Source organism: Brevundimonas huaxiensis (assembly GCF_014218725.1).
In the GTDB taxonomy this organism is placed as follows: domain Bacteria; phylum Pseudomonadota; class Alphaproteobacteria; order Caulobacterales; family Caulobacteraceae; genus Brevundimonas; species Brevundimonas huaxiensis.
The window spans coordinates 156,940-176,395 of the sequence record NZ_JABBJE010000003.1; the positions used below are offsets into that span (position 1 = coordinate 156,940).

Annotated in this window: 24 protein-coding genes; 7 read left to right on the forward strand and 17 right to left on the reverse strand. The window is 69.3% G+C overall.

Going from position 1 to position 19,456, the window contains the following annotated elements:
- Position 1 precedes the first annotated feature (1 nt).
- The 10 genes from HF680_RS08100 to HF680_RS08145 form a co-directional block, all read right to left on the reverse strand.
- Positions 2 to 922: a type IV secretion system protein gene (locus HF680_RS08100; protein WP_185224693.1), complete on the reverse strand. Its 921-nt coding sequence runs from the start codon at positions 920 to 922 to the stop codon at positions 2 to 4.
- Positions 919 to 1,149 (reverse strand): EexN family lipoprotein, encoded by a 231-nt coding sequence (locus HF680_RS08105; protein ID WP_205196149.1) that lies wholly within the window; start codon positions 1,147 to 1,149, stop codon positions 919 to 921. The genes HF680_RS08100 and HF680_RS08105 overlap by 4 nt, the downstream gene beginning before the upstream one ends.
- Positions 1,146 to 1,874, reverse strand: coding sequence for a type IV secretion system protein (locus HF680_RS08110; protein ID WP_317134023.1), 729 nt, complete (start codon positions 1,872 to 1,874; stop codon positions 1,146 to 1,148). Before HF680_RS08110 ends, HF680_RS08105 begins: the two co-directional genes overlap by 4 nt.
- Positions 1,871 to 4,246, reverse strand: coding sequence for a VirB4 family type IV secretion/conjugal transfer ATPase (locus HF680_RS08115; protein WP_317134024.1), 2,376 nt, complete (start codon positions 4,244 to 4,246; stop codon positions 1,871 to 1,873). Before HF680_RS08115 ends, HF680_RS08110 begins: the two co-directional genes overlap by 4 nt.
- Positions 4,239 to 4,574 (reverse strand): type IV secretion system protein VirB3, encoded by a 336-nt coding sequence (locus HF680_RS08120; RefSeq protein WP_185224696.1) that lies wholly within the window; start codon positions 4,572 to 4,574, stop codon positions 4,239 to 4,241. The genes HF680_RS08115 and HF680_RS08120 overlap by 8 nt, the downstream gene beginning before the upstream one ends.
- On the reverse strand, positions 4,567 to 4,752 hold the full coding sequence (locus HF680_RS08125; protein ID WP_185224697.1) for a hypothetical protein: 186 nt from the start codon (positions 4,750 to 4,752) through the stop codon (positions 4,567 to 4,569). The genes HF680_RS08120 and HF680_RS08125 overlap by 8 nt, the downstream gene beginning before the upstream one ends.
- Entirely contained in the window at positions 4,749 to 5,060 is a 312-nt protein-coding gene (locus HF680_RS08130; RefSeq protein WP_185224698.1) for a TrbC/VirB2 family protein, read from the reverse strand. The genes HF680_RS08125 and HF680_RS08130 overlap by 4 nt, the downstream gene beginning before the upstream one ends.
- Positions 5,060 to 5,680, reverse strand: coding sequence for a lytic transglycosylase domain-containing protein (locus tag HF680_RS08135; RefSeq protein WP_185224699.1), 621 nt, complete (start codon positions 5,678 to 5,680; stop codon positions 5,060 to 5,062). The genes HF680_RS08130 and HF680_RS08135 overlap by 1 nt, the downstream gene beginning before the upstream one ends.
- Before the next feature lie 75 nt (positions 5,681 to 5,755).
- Positions 5,756 to 6,022 (reverse strand): helix-turn-helix domain-containing protein, encoded by a 267-nt coding sequence (locus HF680_RS08140; protein WP_185224700.1) that lies wholly within the window; start codon positions 6,020 to 6,022, stop codon positions 5,756 to 5,758.
- 88 nt (positions 6,023 to 6,110) lie between these two features.
- Positions 6,111 to 6,593 (reverse strand): helix-turn-helix domain-containing protein, encoded by a 483-nt coding sequence (locus HF680_RS08145; protein ID WP_205196151.1) that lies wholly within the window; start codon positions 6,591 to 6,593, stop codon positions 6,111 to 6,113.
- 242 nt (positions 6,594 to 6,835) lie between these two features.
- Here HF680_RS08145 and HF680_RS08150 point away from each other — a divergent pair, with 242 nt between their 5' ends.
- The 5 genes from HF680_RS08150 (at position 6,836) to HF680_RS08160 (ending at position 10,342) form a co-directional block, all read left to right on the forward strand.
- The gene (locus HF680_RS08150; protein WP_185224701.1) at positions 6,836 to 7,402 is read left to right on the forward strand and encodes a GntR family transcriptional regulator; all 567 of its coding nucleotides are present in this window, start codon (positions 6,836 to 6,838) and stop codon (positions 7,400 to 7,402) included.
- Positions 7,403 to 7,471: 69 nt separating this feature from the next.
- The gene (locus HF680_RS16170; protein ID WP_263973019.1) at positions 7,472 to 7,600 is read left to right on the forward strand and encodes a hypothetical protein; all 129 of its coding nucleotides are present in this window, start codon (positions 7,472 to 7,474) and stop codon (positions 7,598 to 7,600) included.
- A gap of 97 nt (positions 7,601 to 7,697) precedes the next feature.
- Positions 7,698 to 7,823 (forward strand): hypothetical protein, encoded by a 126-nt coding sequence (locus tag HF680_RS16175; RefSeq protein ID WP_263973020.1) that lies wholly within the window; start codon positions 7,698 to 7,700, stop codon positions 7,821 to 7,823.
- A gap of 177 nt (positions 7,824 to 8,000) precedes the next feature.
- Positions 8,001 to 8,633 (forward strand): lasso peptide biosynthesis B2 protein, encoded by a 633-nt coding sequence (locus HF680_RS08155; protein ID WP_185224702.1) that lies wholly within the window; start codon positions 8,001 to 8,003, stop codon positions 8,631 to 8,633.
- A 2-nt stretch (positions 8,634 to 8,635) separates the two neighbouring features.
- Positions 8,636 to 10,342: an asparagine synthase-related protein gene (locus tag HF680_RS08160; protein ID WP_185224703.1), complete on the forward strand. Its 1,707-nt coding sequence runs from the start codon at positions 8,636 to 8,638 to the stop codon at positions 10,340 to 10,342.
- Here the strand turns inward: HF680_RS08160 and HF680_RS08165 are convergent.
- The 4 genes from HF680_RS08165 to HF680_RS08185 all read right to left on the reverse strand — a co-directional run bounded on the left by HF680_RS08165 (position 10,275) and on the right by HF680_RS08185 (position 17,314).
- Positions 10,275 to 12,011 carry a S9 family peptidase gene (locus HF680_RS08165; protein WP_205196153.1) on the reverse strand — a complete coding sequence of 579 codons (1,737 nt, stop codon included), beginning with the start codon at positions 12,009 to 12,011 and terminating at the stop codon, positions 10,275 to 10,277. The two genes, HF680_RS08160 and HF680_RS08165, sit on opposite strands and share 68 nt — an antisense overlap.
- Positions 12,012 to 12,885: 874 nt before the next feature.
- Entirely contained in the window at positions 12,886 to 15,594 is a 2,709-nt protein-coding gene (locus HF680_RS08175; protein ID WP_185224705.1) for a TonB-dependent receptor domain-containing protein, read from the reverse strand.
- Positions 15,595 to 15,685: 91 nt separating this feature from the next.
- Complete coding sequence (locus tag HF680_RS08180) at positions 15,686 to 16,672, reverse strand: FecR family protein (protein ID WP_185224706.1); 987 nt, start codon at positions 16,670 to 16,672, stop codon at positions 15,686 to 15,688.
- A gap of 9 nt (positions 16,673 to 16,681) precedes the next feature.
- On the reverse strand, positions 16,682 to 17,314 hold the full coding sequence (locus tag HF680_RS08185) for an RNA polymerase sigma factor (protein WP_224762116.1): 633 nt from the start codon (positions 17,312 to 17,314) through the stop codon (positions 16,682 to 16,684).
- Positions 17,315 to 17,673: 359 nt separating this feature from the next.
- Here HF680_RS08185 and HF680_RS08190 point away from each other — a divergent pair, with 359 nt between their 5' ends.
- Together HF680_RS08190 and HF680_RS08195 are read left to right on the forward strand one after the other, a co-directional pair.
- Positions 17,674 to 17,934 carry a response regulator transcription factor gene (locus HF680_RS08190; RefSeq protein WP_185224707.1) on the forward strand — a complete coding sequence of 87 codons (261 nt, stop codon included), beginning with the start codon at positions 17,674 to 17,676 and terminating at the stop codon, positions 17,932 to 17,934.
- Between the two features lie 191 nt (positions 17,935 to 18,125).
- Complete coding sequence (locus HF680_RS08195; RefSeq protein ID WP_185224708.1) at positions 18,126 to 18,422, forward strand: DUF7662 domain-containing protein; 297 nt, start codon at positions 18,126 to 18,128, stop codon at positions 18,420 to 18,422.
- A 60-nt stretch (positions 18,423 to 18,482) separates the two neighbouring features.
- On the opposite strand, the gene HF680_RS08200 is transcribed toward HF680_RS08195, so the two are convergent.
- Genes HF680_RS08200 through HF680_RS08210 form a run of 3 tightly spaced genes read right to left on the reverse strand, consistent with a single transcriptional unit; the run spans position 18,483 to position 19,445 of the window.
- Entirely contained in the window at positions 18,483 to 18,710 is a 228-nt protein-coding gene (locus tag HF680_RS08200) for an ammonium transporter family protein (RefSeq protein ID WP_185224709.1), read from the reverse strand.
- 10 nt (positions 18,711 to 18,720) lie between these two features.
- Positions 18,721 to 19,104, reverse strand: a complete 384-nt coding sequence (locus tag HF680_RS08205) for a copper resistance CopC family protein (RefSeq protein WP_185224710.1) — start codon at positions 19,102 to 19,104, stop codon at positions 18,721 to 18,723.
- 14 nt (positions 19,105 to 19,118) lie between these two features.
- The gene (locus HF680_RS08210) at positions 19,119 to 19,445 is read right to left on the reverse strand and encodes a hypothetical protein (RefSeq protein WP_185224711.1); all 327 of its coding nucleotides are present in this window, start codon (positions 19,443 to 19,445) and stop codon (positions 19,119 to 19,121) included.
- Positions 19,446 to 19,456: the final 11 nt, after the last annotated feature.

The following is a 19,456-nucleotide window of genomic DNA, read 5'->3' on the forward strand; positions in this document are numbered from 1 at the left end:
GTCAGGCGCCTCTCGGTCGAATGGAGCCGCCGCCCCTGGGCGGCTGGCGGTCAGCTTCCTGGGGACCCTGGCTGCGACCGGAGCCGCTCCCGCCCAGGGCGGCGGCGTTGGCGAAGTCGGCGAGGCCGGCGCTGGCGCCGCCCGCGACGCCGGCGGCGATGGCCGGGGTCTGCAGAAAGAAGATCGCCCCCAGCAGGCACAGGGCGATGAAGATCAGCCCGCCGATCATGGGATCGGCGCCCTGGATCGCGCCCCACTGGTCGCGCACGAGCGACAGGACGAGCTGGAAGATGACGATGATAAGGGCGAACAGGACGAGATAGTTCACCGCCTGGCTCAGCCATCCGAAGAAGAAGCGGCGGGTCGCGTCGAACAGGGCGCAGGCGATGAAGATGGGGCCCAGGGTGACGAGCAGCGCCAGGGCCAGCTTGGCCACCAGCACCACCCCGAAGCCGAGCGCCGCCGCGAGAGCCCCGATGATGAAGACGGCGGCCGACACCACCCACGGGCCCGGATTGAAGGCCGAGCCCTCGCGCGAAATGTCCTCGCCCAGCCAGGCCGCATAGGCGAAGAACTGGTCGAAGGCCGCGCCGACGCTCGGCGTGTCCGCGCCGCTGACGGCCCGGGTCAGGGCGTTGGGCAGGGCGGTGAACAGTGGCTCGGTGACGAAGGTCGAATAGGCGGCCGTGGTCGCCAGCAGATAGAGGAAGGCCAGCTTCAGCGACCGGACGGCGAAGTCCATGACCGGCTCGCTGATCGCCCCTCTCAGGATGGCGATCCCGTAAAGCACGACATAGAGGACCAGGGCGATGCGCAGCGGTCCCTCGACCTCGGCGATCACCGACGACAGACGGTCGCCGAGGAAGACGTTGAGCCGTTCGTCGATGAAGTCGTAGCTGGGCTCGAAGACGCGAAAGCTCATCGTCGGGATCCTCGGAAGGCCCGCTCGTAGGCGCGCATCCGCGCCTCCCGGCGCGCTTCGGCCAGGCCTCGTCGGGCCGCCTCGCATTCGTCCTCCTCATGTCCGGCGTCGCAGTCGGCGACCACCCGGGCCGCCTCTTGCGGATCGGCGGCGAAGTCCCCGGCGGTCCGTGCGGGCGCGCCGCAGCCGGCCAGGCCGAGGATCATGAGAAGGGCGGTCCGCTTCACTGGAAGGTCCGCCGATAGACGTCCATGCGCGCCGCCCGGGCGGCTTCGGCCCGCTCCCGGGCGCGCTGTTCCTCGAGGCGCGCCTCGGCCGCCTGGGTCAGGGCGAGGCCCTGCAACCGCACCTGTTCGTTCTGGATCATGGCCTGTTCCGCCGCGAGGCGCGCTTCGAGATCCAGGACGGCGCGGGCGTTCGGCGCGGTGTCCAGGGCGGAGCGGAGCGTCTCCAGGCCCTGCAGGCGGCGATCCGCCGCGCCGCCCACCGCTTCGCCGATGGCGAGGTCGCGGGCGGTCCGGGCGCCGGCGCGTTCGAGGCTGTCCCGATACCAGGCTTCCGCCGGGTTCGCGTCGCCCGGCGGGGGCGAGTAGAGGCGGGTCTCCCGACGGATCGCGTCGGCGCGGTCCGCCAGGTCGCCAAGGGCGGAGAGATCGCCGTTGGCCGCAGCGCGCAGCGAACGCATGTCCGGCAGCGGGTTGCGCACTGTCGGCAGCCCGAGTTCGCTGGCCAGGGCGTTGACGCCGGACAGATCGTTCAGGCTGTCGAGGAGCTGTTGGCCCTGCTCGACCTGGGCCTGCAGCGCCCGGAGCTGATCGAGCGTGGTCCGGGCCTCCTCGATCATCTGGGCGAAGGCGCGCGGATCGTGGACGATCTGTTGCGCCTGGACGGCCGGCGCGCAGGCGAGGACGAGGGCGGCGGCCGCCGCGGCGATGGAGATGCGGGTTCTCACAGGAACCTCCTCTGGTCATGGAAGGGATCGCGCCACGCCGCGTAGTCGTCGCCGACCTCGGCGCGCAGCCGGTCGAGCAGGGCGGTGGTTTCGGTGCGGCCGGACAGGACCGACAGGGCGTCGTCCATCCCGCCCAGGTCGAGCTCGACGACCACGCTGTCGTGGCCCTGCTTGACCAGGAAGCGATGCGACTCCGGGGTCAGGACCTCGCGCACCAGGCGGAACTCTTCCTGGGTGAGGCCGAAGCCGTCGATGTAGTCGCGCGCCTGGCCGTGGGCGTTGGGCAGGAAGATCTTGGTCGCGCACTGTTCGAGGATGGCGTGGGCGATCGGGGAGCGCAGGGCGTCCGCCGGGGACTGGGTGCCGAACACCATCAGGGCGTTCTGCTTGCGCCAGGTCTTGAGCCCGTCCCGGGCCAGTTCCGTAAAGGCCGGATCGCCCAGCACCTTCCAGAACTCGTCGATGTCGAGGACGAGGCGGCGACCGTCGACCCGCTCTGCGATGCGGTGGAACAGATACAACATCGCCGGCGTGCGGACCTCGTCGTGGTCGAGCACCTGGGTGATGTCGAAGCCGGCGAAGCGGGCCTCCAGGCTGAGGGCGTCCTCGTCGTTGTCGAGCACCCAGCCCAGGGGGCCCCCTCGTTGCCAACGCTCCAGCCGCGCGCCCACGCCGCTGGCGTCCGCCTGGCCGAGCAGGCTGCGCAGGGCGGCGATGGATCGCCGCTCGCGCGGCAGGGCCTCCAGCGCGGCCACGCCCTGATCGATGGCGCGGGCCTGCGGCACCGTCAGGGTTTCCTCCGGCCGGGCGACGAGGGCTCGGACCAGGCGGACCAGAAAAGCGCGGTTGGCGGGGCTGGGCGAGAGGGCCTTGAACGGGGCGAAGCCGGTCGGTTCGCCGTTGCGCAGGGCGAGATAGGTCCCGCCGCAGGCGCGGACGAAGATCTCGGCGCCCCGGTCCTTGTCGATGAACAGCTGCTGGGCGTCGAACCGCTCCAGCTGGGCCAGCATGAAGTTCTGGACCACGGTCTTGCCCGAGCCGGAGGGTCCGCAGATGAAGGTGTGGCCGAGATCGCCGACGTGGAAGTTGAACCAGAAGGGGGAGCCGGCCGAGGTGCGCAGCACCGCGACGGCGTCGCCCCAATGGTTGCCGCGCGCCTTGCCCACCGGATGGGCGTGGAAGGGCGCGAGGGCCGCGAAATTGCGCGAGGTGATCGCGGCCGGCCGGGTGCGACGGGCGAAGGCCCCGGGGAACTGGGACCAGAAGGCCGCTTCCAGACCGAGGTCCTCGCGCGCGACGACGAGGCCGGAGTCGGCGAGGATGGCGCGGGCCTTGGACAGGTGGTCGGCCAGCGCGGTCGGGGTGTCGCCGTGCACGAGGATCGAGGCCTGGTGCTCGCCCATGACGAAGCGATTGCTGACGAGGTCGTCGAGCGCGTCCGACAGGCCGGTGATCTGCGAGGCCGCGCGGTCCCGCGCGGAGACCATCTGGTTCTGCTTGCGCTCCATCACCGCGCGGGCCGAGGCCTTGGACAGGAAGGCGAAGGACTGGCTGATCACGAAGCCGAAGCGGACGCTCAGCAGCTCGTCCCACAGCCCGGGCCGGGTCGTGGCGGGGTATTCCTTGACGGCGAGGACGCCGGCGTAGCGCGCATCGGCGGCGTCCCGCAGTTCGAGCGTTTCCCGCCCGAAGATGGCGCGCACGGTGTACACCGCCGAGCCGAGGTGGCCGAACACGATCGGAACGGACGACCGTCGTCCGGTCAGGACCAGCCGCATCACCTCCATCGGCTCGGAGAACCACAGGCCCGCGCGCTCGTAGAGACCGAGCCGGCGCGGGGCGTAGCGTCCGAGGTACTGGACCAGGTCGCGCCCGGCCTCCTCGATGCGCTGGATATGGGCGACCTCGACCTCGGCGTCGTTGCGGCGGGCCGCCCTGAGACGTTTCGCCAGGGCTGCGGCGCGGTCGCCTGTGTCGCGGCCGGGATGCAGCACGAGGGTGACGAACAATTCGTTGACCCAGAGCTGTCGCCCGGCCACGCGCTCGTCGTAGAGGGCGCCGAGTTCACCGGCGAAGGCGGAGCGGTAGCCGGTCGACCGCTCCAGCTCGACCGGACGCCGCACCACATGGTGCCAGACCGCCAGACGGTCGTCGGCGAGGTTGCGCCAGGCCTGGTTCAGCTTGACGTGCCAGTCGTTGAGGTCGCGCGCGTCAGCGGTCTCGAAGCTGGCGCCGTCGATCTGGAACACCATCATCAGGGCGCCGCTGTCGAGCGCGACCACATGGTCCGAGACGTGGCGGGCGTAAGGCAGATGCGGCCGCGCCTCGGCCTCCCGTCGCAGACGCGCCGCGCTGACGCCGCCCTCAGCCACGGGACAGCTCCGCGGCACGATAGCGGCGCACGAGGGGAAGAGGCGTCGCCGAACTGCCGCCCCAGAGCGCCGCATTGCGCGACCGGCCCTTGGTGTCGACATAGACGAAGAGCAGCCGGAAGGCGTTGTGATCGGCGCGGCAGATCGCCCGGAACACCAGGTGGAGGGCCGGGGCGACGAGCAGATAGAGCAGGCTGCCGCCGACGAGGAAGACCACGCCCGACACGATGACGTTGACGCCCATCGCCTCCATGGGCACGCCCAGGATCATCGCCGGCCGCGTGCAGGCCAGGAACAGCGGGTCCTCGGCCAGGCGTTCGTCAGCCATGGGGGCCTCCCGCGGGCAGGCGCCACAGGGCCAGGCCGACGGTCAGGCCGATGCCGAGCCCGCCGAGGAGCTGGGCGAACCGTTTGGGCGAGATCAGCTTCAGGCCGAGCATCAGGCACAGGGCGACGACGGCTGACGCCGACCCGATCCACAGCCAGGGCGCGGCGGCGGTCATCACGCGCCGCCCGTGATCAGATTGACGATCTCGGCCGCGCCGAAGACCACGACGATGCCGAGCACGACGATCGCCGCCCGGCGCAGATCGAACAGGCCGAACATCCACAGGATGCCGACGACTACGACCGCCAGCACGGCCAGCAGACGGGCCGTATTGCCCGTGAGCATGTCGACGACGTTCTGGAGCAAACTTTCGACATTGGCCGAGGCGAGCGCGGGCTGCGCCGAGAGGCAGGTCGCCGCCAGCGCGATGCAGACCGCAGCGCCGGCGTGACGGGGGAAAGGCGAGGGGATCAGAGGACGAAACATCAGCGGCTCCGGTCGTCGGATGTGGAAAAGGCGACTTGCACGGGCCCGCGCGCGAACACGTCCCAGGATGCGGGCGGGGTTCTCGGGGGCGGTGTCTCGGGCAGGGTCGCGCCGGTCGCTCCGACGGCGGCGGCCGTGAGCGGCGTCGCCAGATCCAGGGCGACCGCCGCCTGTTCCACTCTGGCCACATAGCCGTTGCGGAACCCCCGCCCGGCATCGCCGGTGTTGTAGCGGGACAGGGCGACGCGCAGGGCGGCCTGGCGATGCGCCGGAGCCTCGCCGGACGGCCTGTAGCCCGCGCGGAGGACCGTCGCCGCGGCGCGGAGATTTAGGCAGGGATCGAATGTGTCTTCGACAGACAGGCCCAGCCAGCCGAGGTTGTCGCTGTTGATCTGGGCCAGGCCGAGGTCGAGGTTGGCGCCGCGGTCCAGGAGACGACGGGCCGTCGCCGCCGCCTCCCTTGCGTCGCGCGCCCGGGCGGGGCGGGGCCCATTGCCGTTGACGCCGATCGCCAGCGGGTCGAACCGGCTCTCGACGTGCGCGATAGCGGCAAGGGTCTGAGGCGCCACGGAAGGCGCGCAGCTTTGCGAGAGGGCGAGAACGAACGCGAGGTCGAGCATCAGGGCCTCCAGGAACCGCCCCAATCCCAGCCGATCCGGCCGGCGGCGACGACCCGCGAGCGTCCCGTGGGAGATCTACGGTAGGAAGCTGCGGGGTTCGTTTGCGCGTCGTGCGGCGACCGCCAGGCGCGCGACCGCCTGCACGCGCGTCCGCACCCCGAGGATTCTGCAGGCCGTCATGAGATGCTCATCGACCGTTCTCGGGGAGAGCCCCAGCCGTTCGGCGATGGCGGAGGAGGTCAGTCCCGTGGACGCGAGCTGCAGGCATTCGCGCTGCCGTCCGGTCAGGGCCTCGACCAGAAGGGCCGATGACTCTGCGGGATGGGAGGCGAGCGCTTTCATCGCCGAATCCAGCCGGAAAATCCCGGCCGCGCGCCAGTCCGTGACCTTCTCACCGTAAATCTGCGGTGGCGTCAGCGGCTGGGGCGCCTCAGCCGCCGTCTTCGCGGTCCGGGGCCAACAGCCGGCTGCGGCGTTGTTCGAGCCAGGCCTCGGCTTCCGCGTCGCGCCGGACGGATTGGTCCACGAGATCCCTGAACATCCTCGTGAAGGTGTTGATGATCGGCCGGGCGTCGAGGTCGGCGATGGCGTCGCCGGCCTCCTCGTCGAATTCCTGCAGGGCGACGGCGAGGATCGTCGCCAATTTATTGTCGGCGCACCGCAAGGCGAAGGCGGGCGACCCGAGGGCGAGGGCGGCGAGGATCCCGTGCGGATCGCTGTTGGTCACCTCGGCGAAGCGATGGATTCGCTCGATGTTGATTCGTCCGGCGCCGGACTCGAAATGCTCGTACGACCTGAGCGCCATGTTCATGGCCTGGGCCACGTCGATCGACCGCATGCGCCGATGGGACCGGATCAGGCGCAGGCTCGAGGAGAGCACCGCATTCGTCGACTGGGTGTGCCGGGCGTCCATCTCTCGGTTTACTCCCTCGCCGTCGGCACCACGCGTTACGAACTCAGGTTCACCCCTACAGGTTGAAAAATGACTCAGCCAAGCGTCAAATGAAAGCTGATAAAGATCAACAACATAAAAGCTGCGGCTATGACGCAAGTTTCTTGCGGACGACAGTATAGACGCTATCGCGTCGACCGACTCCCCCAGTGCCTGGCGGTCGCTGGCCTGCGGATCGTCGGCGGCCCGTGCGGGACACGGGGATGAGACAGCGGGATCCCTTTGGCACGGCGCTCGCCAGCCTGCGAACAGCGATCGAGGACGGGCTGGCGCCCGGTCAGCATCTGTCGGTGGCCGACATCGCCGCCTCGCTCAACCTCAGCACCAGCCCGGTGCGCGAGGCCCTGTCGCGGCTCTGCGGCGAGGGACTGATCGAAGACCGTCGAGGCTTGGGCTACTTCACGCGGGCGACGCCGCTCGAAGACATCCTCGGCCTGCTGGATCTGGAAGCTGCTCACGTTCGGCTTGCGGCGCGCGGAGCCGGGTTCGCCAATCCGATCGACGGCTCGGACGGGGCCGTCGATGCGTGGATCATCGAACTGATCGAGGTCTGCGAAAATCAGCCCCTGCTGGAGAGCCTCGCGCGGGTCCGTCGCCGTCTTGCGCCGCTTCGAGGCCTTGGCCCTTCGACGGAGCCGCCGGCCGGGCCATCCGATGGCGACAGTATCGACGCCTACTACGCCCGCTGGCGGATCACCGCGGGAACAATCGCTTCGCGCGTGCGGCGGATCGATCCCGACCAGTCAAAGTATACGCGCAATATAGTTTGAATCGATTTGCTTTGAGGCGCTGATGGTCCGTCGTCGACCTTTTGTCGATATTTCAACGAGGAGACGACCATGACCACCCACCGCACCCCGCGCCTCGTGCGCCTCGGCGCCGCCCGCGACCTGACGCGCGCCGTCGACGAAGGCGACTACGCCGAGCTGAACACCTCCAAGCTCTACACGATCCCGCCCGGCGCCTGAGCGCGACGTGCCGTCCTCCGGGACGGCACGGACGCCCGGTCCGGCCTCGCCCGGCGCGTCCTGATCAGAGGCTTTCACCGAAAAAGGGAGTCTGGCCATGAAGGTCCAGAACAAGGGCCGCATCCTGCGGCTGGGCGGCGCGCGCCGCCTGACGCGCGCCGTCGACGAAGGCGACTTCGCCGAACTGAACTCGCATTTCCGCTGGGAAATGCCGCCCGAATGAGCGGGCCGGGGTCGTCCCTCGGGGCGGCCCCGAGCGGCTCCCATTGGAGGAATAGTTCATGCTGATACGAAAGATTGGGCGCCTGGTTGTCCTCGGGTCGGCGCGACGGCTGACTCGGGGCAAGGGCGGCGAGTTCGTGGAGTTGCAGGTGACCCACCGCTACGACCTCCCGCTCGAATGACCGAGGAGGGGCAACTGGCGCAGGGCGTCCACGCGGTTCCGATCGGAGGCGATCTGGTCCTTCTGGATCTGGCGGCGGATGACTATCTGCTGTTCGCGGACTGCGGTGACGTTGCGGTCTTGGGCGAACGCCTTCGCGGACCGATGGATACCCTCCTCGAACTGGCGTCAGCAGAACTGCTGCATTCCGGTCCAGCGCGTCCTGCGTGCGTCCCGCCTCCGCCGCTCCCCCTGCACAGCTTGCCTGAGATTTCCGGTCGCCGGCCGCGCCTGGCAGAGATCGCCGCGTTCGGCGCGATCTGGGCCGATCGGGCCTGGCGTCGCCCGACGCTGGCCGGACTGGCGGCCGCTCATGGCGACCGGACCGGGCGGCGCGATGACCTCGAAATGATCGCGGCGCGCGCGCAGACGTTTTTCCAGCTTCTGCCCTTCGCGCCCCGGACCGGCGCATGCCTGTTCCAGGCCGAGATGCTGTTGCGCTTCCTGAACGCCGGCGACCTCGACGCCGACTGGGTGTTCGGGGTCCGCGCCTGGCCGTTCCTGGCCCATTGCTGGCTGCGGGTCGATGACGTCTGCGTCAGCCAGTCCGCGGAAACGCTCAGCCATTTCCATCCCATTCTGGTCATCTGAGGATGGGCGCGGACTCCTTCGTGGCGCTCGTCGGCGACGCGGCCGGCGCGGTCGATGCGCTCATGGCCCCCTTGCGTCGGCGGCTGGCCGGCGCCGGCTGGTCGCGCTGTGTCTCGCACCCGTTCCTCGAGGTCTATGCGCCGTCCGACCGCCTCAGGATCACAGCAGCGCTGGACGGCCATGGCGTCCTGATCGGCGAGATGTTCGACAACACGGGCCGGGCGGCTTCCGCCTCCGAGGGGGGCGCGCTGGCCTGCCGGTCCCTGGATGCGGCGTCCGCTCGACGGATTATTGGAGAGCACTGGGGCCGGTACGTGCTGGTCCGGCGCACTGGCGGCGACGCCGCGATCCTGCGCGATCCTTCCGGTGCGATCGAGGCCGTCTGCTGGCGCAGGTCCGGTGTGACCGTCGTCGCCTCCAGCGCGGCGCCAGTTCTTGACCCTCTCCTGCCCGAGGATCTGGCTCTGGACTGGGAGGCGGTGTCGCGGTTGGTCAGCCGCGGCGGCGAATATCGTCACGATCTCGCCCTGGACGGACTGACGCCGATCGCCGGCGGAGAGCTCCGAACGGTCGGCGCCGGCGGGTCTCGCGGCGTGCAGATCTGGCGGCCGGCGGACGTCTATCGACGCGGGCGCGGCCGTCCGCCTGAACTTCGGTCGGTGGTGCAGATGGCGGTGCGCAGCCTAGCCGGCGATCACACATGGGTCGCCGAGGTCAGCGGCGGTCTCGACTCTGCGATTGTCGCGGCGTCCCTCGAGACGTCGCAGCGGAATCGCGTCGCGGCCTGGGTGAACCACTACGTCGAGCAGCCCGAAGGCGACGAGCGCATCTATGCGCGGGCGGTCTTGGCGCGCGAGGGACATGCGCTGACCGAGGTGCGGCGCGAAGGGCTGAGCCTGTCCGCCGAGCGTCTGGCGCGCACGGCGGACGCCTTCCGACCGGCCACCAACGACATAGATACGGACTACAATGACGACATCGCCGCCCGCGTTCGGGAGGCTGGGGCATGGGGATCGCTCACGGGACAGGGCGGCGACGCGGTCTTCTTCCAGATGCCGAGCCCTCTCATCGCTTTCGACGAAATCCAGGAGCGCGGGGTCAGGGCGCGGCCGGCGGCCGTGCACCGGATCGCACGCTGGACCCGCCGGTCCCTTTGGCCTTGGGCCTGGTTCCGCGCATTCCGGGAACACCGGCGCAGCCGCGCCGACTGGGATCATCCCTGGCTCGACGACCTGCGGAGCGTTCCACCTGCGAAGGCCCTGCAGATTTCGATCCTCGCCTTCTGCCAGACCTTCCAGGGGCAGGCCGCACGGAGCCGGCGCGGGGTCTGCGTGAACCCGCTGCTGAGCCAGCCCGTGATGGAAGCCGGCCTGTCCTGGTCGACTGTCGATCTGACCTGGGGCGGCCGGGATCGGGCCGCGGCCAGAAACGCGTTTCAGGACGTTCTGCCTCCCTCGATTTATGCCCGCCGTTCAAAAGGCGAACTCGGAGCCTTCTACGGCGAGGCTGCCGCGAGCAATCTGCCCTTCCTGCGGGACTATCTGCTGGGCGGGGCCCTGGCTCAGGCGGGCCTGCTGGACGACCTTGAGACGGACCTTTCCCGGGAGGCGCTGCTGTGGCGCGGCGGCTTCTCCCGCCTGCTCACCCTGGCGCTGACGGAGGCCTGGGTTCGACGGTGGACGGCGCGGCTGGAGGCGCGTTCGCGATGAGATGGCGATCGAACCAGCCGATGACCTGCTCATAGTAGATCCGGGCATTGCCGGGGTTGTGGATCCCGTGGTCCTCGCCGATCAGATAGAGCAGGGCGGCCGGGCGCTGGAGGCGTCTGAGGGCGGCGAACATGCCTTCGGCCTCGCCCGTCGCATGGTCCATCTCGCCATAGACCAGCAAAATGGGAGCCGTGATCCGATCCGCCTGTTCGAAGGCGCTGCCGCGGCGGTACCTGTCGGGATCGGACCAGTAGGACGCACGCATCCCGACCTGACCGGATTCCAGCCACCGCGCCGTTCCCATGATCGCAGCCTCGTTCTCGCCCGCCAGACGCGCATGGTTGGACAGCCTGCCGAGCGATCCGGCCAGGTCATAGGATCCGTTCAGGGCGACGACAGCCTTGAACCTGGGGGATTGTGACGCGCTCAGCACGACCGCCCAGGCGCCGAAACTGTGTCCCCAAAGGCCGATCCTGTCGCCATCGACGAGCCTCTCGGCGGCGGCGGCGTCGACCACGGCGAGGATCCGGTCCGCCAAACCGGCCGCCGGCTCGGGGCCGACAGGCAGGTCGGGATAGAGGACGGCGTAGCCGGCGGCGACCAGAAGCTGGCCGTTGAGCGTCAGATTACCCGCCTCGGGGCGCATGGTCGGCGGCGGGGTTGCATACGCGCGGTCGGGATAGGGGATGACAATCACCGGAAGCGGCCGATGGCCTTGAGCCGGGGCGTAGAGCCATCCACCGGCCCCTCCAGGGCCGTCAACCCGCCGGGCCGCTGTGAGGTCTACGTCGTCGAGCTCGGGATTGAGGCTCCGGATCGTCTGCGTCGACGTTCCGCGTGTCACGGCGAGGCGGTTGACAGCCCGACCCTCGCCGCCGCGCGCGACGGCCACACCTTGAGACCAACTCACTGCCGCGCCGGAAGGACCCGTGACGCAGACGATGGGGCCCGGGTCAGCCCGGATCCGGCACAGCTGTCCTGTCGGCTCCGACACCACTGCGCTGTCTTGTTTCATTGGCCCCGCCAGGGCCCGCTGGCCAAGCGGGCCATCCGGCCGAACGACCGAGGCGAACGCACCGAGGTCATCGGACGACCCGTCGGTGGTCAGGCGAACGACATGTCCGCGACTGGAGAACAGAGCCCCGCGGCCTCCTTGTGCGATGAGGCGGGCGTCCGGCGCCAAGGCCGGGAGCCTCTCGCCGCTCAAGAACCAACCCTCTTCATCCCGATCACGGCCGTGCAGGACGATCGTTTCACCGATCCAACCGGCCTCGGCCGTCGGCAATCCGTGGAAATCGAGCGGGATGAGCGGGGTGACGCCCGGCGGGGTGACGTCCCGCGCCGCGCCAGCCGGGCTGACGGCGAGAAGGCGGGGAGAGTCGCCATCGATCGCGGCTACCATGAGGGTGTCGGACGCCGGCGACCAAGTCAGGAGACTTGTCGAGACGTCCCGGGCCTCGGGCGGGTCCCGAGTTTCGCCGGAGCGACTGTCGACCAGCCGCAGGGCGCGGGTACGCCGAAACTCCGTTGCGGCGCCCGGAGAGGGGAGGAGCTGGAGGGCGCCGTCGACTATCAGGGCGACGTGGCGGCCGTCCGGGGACGCCTCCAGGTCAAGGAACGGCCCTCGGGCGAGACGGGTCGCGGCACCGGTCCGGGCGTCGATCCGCAAGAGGTCGCGAAGGGGCCGCGCCGGTTCCGACCCAAGCCCGACCGAAACGAAGGCCGCCTCCCCACGGGCCGCCCGGTCCCAGAGCGGGGGCAGTTCTCTCTGGGTTCGATTGGTGTCCGCCAGACGCGGCGGCAGATCCCCGTCGGGCATGCCGAGCACCACGATAACATCCTCGGACAGCCATTCCACGGATCGGCCCCAGGCGCCCGTTTCCGGAGAGATGTCGGTCCACACGACGCCGCCGCTGCCCAGATCCACGATCCCGATGTGGAACTGCAGGGCGTGCAGGGAAGACGAGGAGCTTGCCGCCGGCGGGGGAGAAGGGGCCGGCGGTGTAGCCGGCGTCCTCCTCCATCGGCAGGAGCGGCGCGACGCGGGCAGGGCTCGCGACATCGGCCCGATAGAGGCGGGCGTAGCGGAGCGCGCCCTCGGGCTGCAGGTCGTAGCGGGGAAGATCGTCCCGCGCGCGGCGTTCCTCGAACACGATCACTTGGCCGGTCGGATCGACGGCGATCCGCCCGAAGCTCTCAAGCCCGAGCAGGGTGTCGAGGGTCAGCGGCTCCGAAGCGCCCGTCGTCGGGCACGCGAGAGCCAGCGCGACCAGCGCGCCGGACAGACGTTTGCGCATGGCGTCTCACCAGCGCTTGACGAGTTGCAGGGAGACTTGGCGGCCCAGCGCGTTGGTATTGGCCGCATCGTAGCCGATCCCGCGCGACGCGTCGTAGAACGGCGGCTCCGAGTTCGCGAGATTGAGCACGTTCAGGGAGAGGGAAAGGCCCTCGCCCCAGCCAGGGAAGTCGTAGCGGACCTGCCCGTCGAAGGTCGCCCAGTCGTCGATGCCGCGACCGCCAACGGGGTCTCGTCCGCCGCTGACCTAGTTGGCGATCAGGCCGAGCGTCAGAGGGCCGCTTACCCATTGGCCGCCGAGCCTGCCGCGCCACCGGGCGGGGAAATGAGGGTCTCCGAGCAGGTCCTCATTGGGGGACGCGTCGGTGATCTGGCGATCGTTGGCCAGGAGATGCGTCATCGACGCATCGATCGACATCTGACCAGCGCCCAGGTCGAAGCGATATCGCGCTGACAGGTCCAGCCCCTCGACCTCGACGGCGGCCGCGTTGACGAAGCGATTGTCGACGATCACGCCATAGGCGGTGACGGGCATGACGGTCGGGTTGAAATTGCCGGGGTGGTCCAGCAGCGATTGGACGAGGGCGCGATCCTCGGCGTTGGTGGCCGGGTTCACGAAGCGGACGAAAGGGGCCAGGGCGGGATCGTTGAGAACATTCGTCAGATTCTCGAGGACCGGATTGCCGATGCGGTCCTCGAACCGGGTGCGGAACCAGCCGCCCTCCAGTCGGAACCCGCTAAGGGCCGCCGGCGTCCAGATAAAGCCCGCCGTCGTCGAAGTGGCCGTTTCCGGCCGCAGGTCGGGATTTCCGCCGTACTGGACGACAGCGAGCACATTGACGCCGCCCCGGTTGAGAAAGGTCGGGCCGAGGGCATAGGCCGTGAACAGCTCGCGGAGCGCCGGCGCGCGGAACGATGTGCCATGGCTCGCCCGCAGCAGCAGGTCGGAAGCCGGGCTGTAGAGCAGACCGACCTTGGGGTTGGTGGATTGCCCGACCCCCTCATGGTCTTCGATCCGCGCCGCCAGGGAGAACTCAAGGCGCTCCAGGCCCGGGCGGGCGTTTGCGGCGCTCACGAAGGGCGCCCGGAACTCCACAAAGGCCGCCGAGACATCCCGCTCATAGACGAGAGGGGCGACGATGCGCGGCGCTATGCCGGAAAGGAAGTTCTCGCCCTCGGTTTCGAACCGTTCGCCGCGAAGATCGACGCCCACGGCCACCCGCAGCGGACCGCCTGCGAGCTCAAGAAGCGACCCGTCAGCCTTGAGGTTTGCCGAGGTCACGGTGGTCGTGTGGTCAGTCCAGGAATAGCCCGAGCCGATATGCGCCCGCATCGCCGGGCTGGTGTTGGCGGGATCGCCGTAGGGATTGAAGAAGCCGTCGACCGCCGTTCTGAACGTCGTCGTCGGTATATCCGCCCGGGACCCCATGGCCTCCTGCAGGAAGGTCGTCTGAACCCGGTTGGAGAGTGTCCGGCTGCTGAACTCCCGACCGCCGCTGAGGTAGGCCGACAGGTTCCAGTCCCGTATCGCGCCGTTGAGCCCAAGGGCGCCGCTGACGCTTCGCGTGCGGCCTTCTGAGAGCGCCGGCCCAAGCTCGTCGATCCAGGAATAGGCGATGTCGTGGCGTGTCGCGCCCACCGGAGACACGAAGTGAGGATTGGCGGAGGTGATCACGACGATGCCGGTGTCGGCGGGCGTCTGGAGGGTGTGGTCCCGCTCTGTGTAGCGGATGTCGCCGTCGATGCTGAAGCCGAATGGAAGACTCTGCCGCGCCGCGGCGAAGAGGCTGTGCCGACGCTGATGCGGCAGGAACCACTGGCCCAGGTTCTGGTTCGTGAGGTTGACCTCATTGGCCCGAAAGTCGCCCGGCGTCAGCCCTGCGCCGTCCTGATCGCGAGGAATGGCGAAGATGGGCTGATAGGAGCCCGAGATGGGGTTCTGCGCCATGATGTTGCCGGGCGCGCTGTAAACAAGCCGCCAGTCCGAACCGCCCAGCGGGCGCAGGTCGGCGCTGGAGATCACGCGTCGGTCCTCCGAACGGAGCTCGCCGCGATCATGAAACTCGTAGGCCGCGACGAGGCTTCCGCTCGACCAGTTGAACCCGCCGACATGGGACAGCAGGACTTCCTCGGCGCCGCCGTCGCTCGTGCCGCCCACTCGCACGCGGGTTTCCGCCTGCTCGAACCGGGATTTCAGGATGATGTTGACGACGCCGCCGACCGCGTCCGCGCCGTAGAGGGCTGAAGCCCCGTCCAGCAGCACATCCACCCTCGCGATTGCGCTGGAGGGAATGTTGGAGACGTCCGCGAAGTCGCCGGAGATGCCCGTGCCGGCGATCCGCCGGCCGTTGACGAGGACGAGGGTTGCGTCTGCGCCGAGTCCGCGCAGGTTGAGCCCGGTCGCCGCGCCGCTGTTCCGGGCCGAACGATCCGCGCCGGTGTTCGCGGAGCCCTCATAGGCGGCGCCGGTGAAATTCTGGGGGAGGGCGGCCAAGGTCTCGGCCACCGTCGCGCGCCCCTGCCGCGCTACATCGTCCTGGGTCAGGACTGTGACCGGCGAGGGACTGTCCACGCCGCGGAAGTAGCTGCCCGTAACCACGACCTCTTCGAGCTGGGTGGCTTCAGCGTCCGTCTCCGCCCGGGCCGACGGATCGATCAGCACGAAGACGTTCGGGCGGCTCTGACGATAGGTGAGGCCCGTTCCGCGCAATAGTTGGGCGAGCGCGGCCTCGGCCGTGAGATTGCCGGTGACGGCCTGGGACTGACGTCCGGCGACGAGCGCGCTGGGATAGAGGATCTGCAGGCCGCTTTGCTGGGCGAAGACCGGCAGGCTCCGCTCGAGCGGCCCCGCTCCGATGCTGAACGCGCGCACGGCCTCGACCGTCTGCGCCGCCACCGGCGTGGCGACCCCCAGCATCAGTGCGGCGAGCGCGGTAGAAGTGAACCTGTCACCCATGATCTCCCCCGATTCTCTACCCGCAGTTTTGCGGGTCGGGGAGGAGACGTCGGGTCGCGGCCCATCCCCTAAGTCCGGGATCAGATTATTTTCAGGCGGGTCCCGTCAGAACAAGGTGGCCGTCCGGCGCCCGCTCCGCTTCGAGGGCGTAGAGGTCCCTGAGCGCGGCGACGAAGCCGTCGACATCGCCTGCATCGAAGACCCCGCTGACCCGGATGGCCGAAATCCGGTCGTCCCGCAGTTCCACCGGCGAGGGGCTGTAGCGGTTGACCTCCGCGACGGCGACGGCGATCGGGGTGTTCTCGAACGTCAGGCGGCCGGTCGTCCAGCTCGTCGCCGCCGGCACGTTCACCGCCACAACCGCCGGGCGTTGAACCGAAGTCGTGACCTGTTGTCCCGGCGCCAGGGTCCATGCCGGCCGCGACGACGCCTCTTGCCGCACGGCAACCTGCCCCTCGACCAGAACAATCCGGGCGCCCGCGCCGGTCCGCCGGACGTCGAAGCGGGTGCCGATCGCGGTCACCTCCGTATCGCCGGCCTTCACCAGGAAGGGGCGGGTGGCGTCTCCCTGCACCTCGAACATGGCGCGTCCGGAGGTGAGCGTGACCAGACGCTCGGACCCGCTGAACCGGACCGTCACGTGAGACGCCGTGTCGAGGATGATGCGTGAACCGTCTTCCAGCCGGACCGTGCGCTGCTCACCGATGGCGGTGTCGTAGACGTCGGAACGTTGGGCGGACCACCAGGACCAGCTTCCCACAACGAGCGCCAATGCGATGGCCCCGGCCGCCCCGAGAGGGACCAGGCGGCCGGAGGTGCGTCTTCCCCCCTTTGTCGAAGCCTGGCGAGCCCGGTTCGCCGCGTCTTCCGTCAGCGCCGCCATCCCGGGGGTGTTTGCCAGCGTTCCGGCCGCGTCCCACATGGCCTCCAGGCGGCTGAAGGCGCGGGCGTTCTCAGGATCCCGCCGCCACACGCTGAAGGCCTTGATATCGGCAGTGGTGACCTTGCGCTGGCTCAACGTGGTGAACCATTCCGCTGCTTCCTTGCGCCTGATGTCGGCTTCAGCCTCGATCGTCATCCGTCTTGCCTACAGGTCCAGCCGAGACGCGCAGTACTCAAGCGCCCTGGACATTCGCCATTCCACCGTTTTTACGCTGATCCCGAACGACTGGGCGATCTCCGGATAGGTCATACCGCCAAAGCGGCTCAAGACGAAGACGTCGCGGTAGAGTTGCGGCATGGATCCGATCACCTGCTCGAGCAGAACCTGATCGAACTGCGGCGCGGCCTCGGCTCCGGCCGGTATCTGAAAGTCCCGATCCCGCCGCCGCCGTCCTTCCCGCCGGCTCTCGTCGCGTACCAGGTTCAGGGCGATCTTGAGCAGAAAAGCCTTCGGATGACGGATGTCGTCCAGCGCATAGGGCGCGGCACGGATGTAGGTCTCCTGAACGACGTCCGCCGCCGCCTCGGCGTCGACATGGGCTCGCAGGCGACGATCCAGCCAGGCGGCATAGCGCCGATAGAGACGGTTGATACCGTCCTGCGCCTCCGTGCCCAGCTGCTTCGTATCGGTCACCACGGTTCTCCGGCCTCTCGACGAGAGGGTCCGGAACCCAGACGCGTCCACACGGCCTGGGACAGGCGCGCAGGCGCGCGCCGTCAGGCGTTGGGAACGGGCATGCGCGCTGTGCGCGCCGCCGTCGATGATCTGATATCGCACAGGGGATTCCAGGCCCCGCCAACGCAAGCGTCGGCGACGTCAGCATGAATCAAACGGAATCCCGGCGCAAGCCGGAGGGGTCGGGCGTTGGAATCCTCTGCGATCGCGAGGCCCGCTGCTTCGGTTCACAGCGGCGCCTCTGTCTCGCGGACAGACCCCGGCTCAAGCTGTGGGCCTATCTCACGGCGCCCGACCGGGGCGGTCTAGAAGCCGCCCCCGGCGGAGGCAAGCGCTGGCGTGGTCTGGCGCGCGGATCGGGTTATCCCGCAAGAAAATGGCGGAGAGCCCGCAATTCACTGTCGTTGCCCGGTCGTTGATTCCCGCCGAACGTGAATCGCGTACTTTGGAAGGAGCGAGCCATGCAGCGTAGTCCCCATGCGGAACGCCAATCATCCCTGCTTCTCAGCGGTCGCGAAACCGAGTGTCTTCTTTGGGTCAGTCGCGGCAAGAGTTCGGCGGACATCGGTCAGATCGTCGGCCTGTCGCCCCGGACGGTCGACAGCTACATCGAGAAAGCCTGCGCCAAGCTTCGTGTCCGGACGCGCATCGAAGCTGTCGCGGCTGCGGTCCGCGCCGGCATCATCGATCCTGACGAAGACGGGTCAAGGCGCGAAGGGTGAGGGGGCGGGCCAGGAACTTCTGTGAGGAAGCCCGGCGTTTCGCCGCCGATCGCCGCCGACGCTCACGCGTCCCCTGGCTCTCGATCGGCGCCTATCGTTCCCGGAACCCGCCATCAATGACCCTACACCGCTTGCGGCTGGTCGCGCGAGTCGGGTTGACCGGAGGCCATCAGAGAAAGGAAAACACGCCGATGCCCAAATACGCCCCGCTCGCAGCCTTCCTCCGACGCCAGAAGCGCGCCGAGGTGGACCTGACCTTCCGGGACATCGAACGGATCGTGGGCGGCATCCTGCCGAAGGCCGCGGCCGTGGAAGGATGGTGGAGCGCGGATCCGGCCGGGCCGGTCATGCCCCAGCACATCGCCTTTGCCGAAGCCGGCTTCGTCGCCGAACCCAGGATTCGGGCCGAGACGGTGCGCTTCGTTCGTGTGGAAACGGCGAGCTCACCGCTGGCGTCAGCCGCTCTGGCGCACGGTGTGACGCTCTGACATCCGATCACTTCCGGCGGCTCCCCTGGAGGCGGCCGCCGGAAGCGCCGATGCGGAGGATCAGTTGTGGTCGGCGTGGCCCTGGGGCGCGGGCGCGTCCGACGGAGCCGGCGCGGGCGGCGCCGGTTCGGCCGGGGCGGCCGGCTCAGTCTTCATGTCGTCGCAGCAGGTCATGGCGGCGTCCGCAGCCATGTCCTTGCAGCAGGCGCAGCCTTCTGCGGCCAGGGCCGCGCCGGCGCTCAGCGTCAGGATCGCGCCGGCCGCGGCCAGCAGGTTGGAAACCTTCATCGTCGTTCTCCTAGTGGACCATGAAGCGGATGGAGCCGGACATCTTGTGACCGTCCGGACCTTCGGCGGTCCAGGCGGCAGTGTAGGTCCCCGGCGAGAGACGCGGCAAGGCCACGCTGACAGCCGCGGCGGCCGGTGCGGCGGGCGCGGTCACGACGATCGGTTCCTGACCTTCTGCGCTGAGGGTGACGGTCTTGAGGACCATCGGGTGCGGGAAGGTCGCGCTGAACCGTTCGGGTGAACCGGATGTCATGGCGCCATCGGCGGGGGTGGTGACGATGCCCGAGGCGGCCGGGGTCGGGTGCTGCATCCCGGCATGGCCGGCGTGCGGGTCCTGGGCGGCGGCGGCTCCGGCGAAAGCCAGGGCGGCGGTGAAGGCCAGGGTGCGGATCATGGGGTGGTCTCCTCTCATTGTTTCGGGGGCGCGGGCATGGCGGACATGTCGTGCCCGGAATGGTCGGTCATCGGCTCCGGGGCCGGCGCGGTCGACGGCGGCGGCGCCGGAGCCGGAGATTCGGCGGCTTTCGCCGCGGGTCTCGCGGGAGCCGCCCGCGAGGGAGCCGCAGCGGCCGGCGCGGGCGAGGCCGCAGGCTCCGCCGGTCCGGTTACGGCTCGCGGCGTCGGGACGGGCGCAGGGGCCGTCACTTCGACTCCGACCGGGTCGGCCGGCTTTTGCGCCGGCTCGCAGGCGACCAGACCGAACGCGGCGATCAGGGGCAGCATAGTGTTCTTCATGGATGCGGTCC